Raw genomic sequence first — 3160 nt, 5'->3', positions numbered from 1 at the left:
CGGTTATCCATAAAATGCAGTGCAAGGTGTTTGCCTTGATTCGCCGTGGGCTTCTTCAAAATCAGTCCTTCGGTTCACAGCCACTGCAATCAAGGTCGGCCGTTAAATCCCGACGTCAGGTGCTAGCCCAGCCAACCGACCGCAGTCTTTGGAATCACTTCGGATTCATCCAGTTTGGAGGCGAACATGCTCACGGCTTCCACCGCATCACTGGTGCCACTGCGAATCTGCAAGATCACAGAACCGGCTTGATCAGCCAGAGTTACGCCGCGTTGCGCGCCTTCCTGGGTGGCATTCATGCTGACAACCGCCTCACGTGTCTCGGAGAGGATCTTGCCGATCATCTCGGCGATTTCCGCTGTCGAACGACTGGTACGCCCCGCGAGCTGCCTGACTTCATCGGCTACCACGGCAAAACCACGTCCTTGATCCCCGGCACGGGCCGCCTCGATGGCCGCATTAAGTGCCAGCAGGTTGGTCTGGTCGGCGATCCCGCGAATGGTATTGACGATTGCAGTGATCTGTTCGGAACGATCGCCCAGTTGTCCCACCAACCGCGCAGAGGCCCCAATATTGTCGGCAATCCGACGCATCTCACTGGCAGTCTCTTGAATGACCTGCGTGCCCTGTTCGGCAAACTTTTCCGTCTCGGCGGAAATATGGTAAGCCCGAGAGGCGCTGCGTGAATCGGCCTCAAACTTCTCTACCCGCTCGGTGATATCACTGGCGAACTTAACGATCTTTATTAACATACCGTCAGCGTCATAGACCGGATTATAACTTGCCTCCAACCACACAACCCGACCGTGCTTAGCGATACGTTTGAATTGGCCGATGAAAAACTCGCCCATATTCAGTCGACGCCAGAAGTCCGTGTACTCACTGCTGTTTATAAGGGCTGGTTCGCAAAACAGGCGGTGATGTTTACCCTTGAGTTCTGTCAGCCCGTAACCCATGACATTCAGAAAGTTTTCGTTAGCGGTCAATACATTACCGGACAGGTCGAACTCGATCACCGCCATGGCCCGATCCAGCGCGGCAAGTTTGCTACGGGTTGCCGCTTCCTGCGCCACTTTGTCAGTGACGACCAGCGCGTACTTGACCACTTTCAACACTTGGCCGCGCTCATCCAGCACAGGGTTATAACTGGCTTCCAGCCAGATAACCTGCCCTCTGCCATTGATACGCTGAAATGTGCCGGAAACGAATTTACCCGCCCGAAGCTCGGCCCAGAATTCACTGTACGCCGGGCTGCTGGTGAGTGTCGGTAAGCAAAAGTCCCGGTGAGACTTGCCGACCAACTCATCGGTTCGATAACCCAGGGCCTGCAAGAAGTTATCGTTGGCGCGAAGCACCTTGCCGTTCAAGTCGAGTTCGACCACGGCCATGGAGCGCTCAAGTGCAGCGATCAGTCGTTTGTACTCTGCTACATCGGCCATCCTGGCCGCCAGCTCCGTTTCCCTTGACCTCAATCGCCTTGGCCTGGGCATTGTTGATCGCGCGGCAAGGCGTTAACAGCGACGCCGGGCGCACCGTGCTCGAATACGGGTACTGAATGTAACCCGCCAGCGGATAGTCGTCGGCGCGCTCGGAGCCCAGCAGTGTCGCTCCTGGAGCGGTGTAGCGGTGTAGCGGTGTAGCTGTGTAGCTGTGTAGCTGTGTAGCTGTGAATGCCTAGAGGAAAACATCGCGGGTATCAGCATTTACAGCGTAAGAAACAACGCAGAAGTCCAGACTCTGGATTGATCACGCTGCCTTGCGCAATCGCCGACCTTGATGTAGCTGTCGATGCGACAGTGGATCGCAACGTCGCGCCGGCCAACTGCGACAAGTCAATTTCAATACTGTCGGTGTCGCCGTTGGTGTCGGTGCGAAAGGCCAGAACCGTTGCATCCTTGCGCCATACAGTTTGCTCGGGGTGATCGAGACCCAAGGCTCGAAAGCCACTGATGACCGCTCCCGTCACCCGAATCTCGCCGGTCCAGTAAGCGTCACGATAGCGGTCCTTGATTCGTGCGCCCCCCCAGACGCAACCGAATACGTTGGGCGGAAAACCCCAGCTCCTGGTGCAGATTGCGCGACCAGATCAGCTTGTCACCGTCAAACAGATCGACCTGCTCCCAACCCGCCTCGCCCAGCAGTCGATAGTCCAGCGTGGTATCGGCCATATATAGGATGCACATTGGAAACTCCCTATGCGCCTTTCAGATGCGCATAGCTATCAACGAAACGCTTAAATTTGTGTTGACCACAAGTGTACGCTTCATACTTCGCAGGTTGAGCCTCACTCACGCAGGTTGGCACAGGCTCAACAACCGCATCGAAATCCAAATCAATAAAGAACGGTATTGAATAGTGCTCCAGACCGCTAGTATTGATGACGCGATGCATTGTCGAGGTGTAGCGATCGTTGGTGAGGGTTTGAATTAGATCACCAATGTTGACAATAAAAGTGCCTTCAACGGGTGGGGCAGTCACCCACTCCCCTGCACGGTTCCTGACTTGCAAACCGCCAACGGCGTCTTGGGATAGGACCGTCAAAAAACCATAGTCGGTGTGGGCCCCAATACCGATCTCCTCTTGCGAAATCCTTCCGATCTGGGGCGGGTAACGCAAAATTCGCTGAATAGTGATGGGCTTGCGCTGAAGATGTTCAAAGTAATCTTGTGGCAAACCCAAACTCAGTGCGATTCCACCAATAAGCATTCGCGCGAGCGCCAGTACAGCGGAATGATAAGCTTCGGCAACCGTCTCGAATTGCGGCAGTCCAGACGGCATTTGATTAGGGCCAAAAAATGGAGAAACCTCATCGTAATGGGCTCCGCAATCAAAACACTCTTTGAAATCACGTGTATTAGCTGGGTCTACGTTTTCCGCGTACATCGGGATATAACCACGTAGCCTGGGCCCTGAATTCACGACATTAAGCTTGTTCTTCTCCTCATAAGGAAGCTTGAAAAAAGCTCGTAAGGAACTACATCCTTGCAAGGAACAGGACGGACTCCGCCCACAATGCTGACAACAAAATAACGCGCAAAAAAAAGCCACTCATTGAGTGGCGTTTTTTGTATTTGAAGCGGGAAACGAGACTGGAATCCGTGCTTTTTCTCCTTGAAAGCGCTGAGATTTTTCTACCGCCAGCGCTTTCGATGTACTGGAT

General features: G+C 54.0%; 2 protein-coding genes and 1 pseudogene. All 3 read right to left on the bottom strand.

Features of this window, described 5'->3' with window-relative positions:
- Positions 1 to 122 precede the first annotated feature (122 nt).
- On the bottom strand, positions 123 to 1490 hold the full coding sequence (locus AC1DH9_RS28610) for a methyl-accepting chemotaxis protein (protein ID WP_477809277.1): 1368 nt from the start codon (positions 1488 to 1490) through the stop codon (positions 123 to 125).
- A gap of 213 nt (positions 1491 to 1703) precedes the next feature.
- Positions 1704 to 2165: pseudogene (locus AC1DH9_RS28605) on the bottom strand (hypothetical protein); the annotation flags it as partial.
- Between the two features lie 28 nt (positions 2166 to 2193).
- Positions 2194 to 3048, bottom strand: a complete 855-nt coding sequence (locus AC1DH9_RS28600) for an isopenicillin N synthase family dioxygenase (RefSeq protein WP_427538395.1) — start codon at positions 3046 to 3048, stop codon at positions 2194 to 2196.
- Positions 3049 to 3160 lie beyond the last annotated feature (112 nt).

The sequence above is a fragment of the Pseudomonas sp. 05T35 genome (assembly GCF_056396605.1).
Note: the sequence above shows the minus strand (reverse complement) of the source record. Positions and strands in the feature narration are given on the sequence as shown.

Excerpts from the sequence above, each read along its gene's own strand:
- AC1DH9_RS28610 (WP_477809277.1), bottom strand. The coding sequence starts at position 1,490 with ATGCCCAGGCCAAGGCGATTGAGGTCAAGGGAAACGGAGCTGGCGGCC.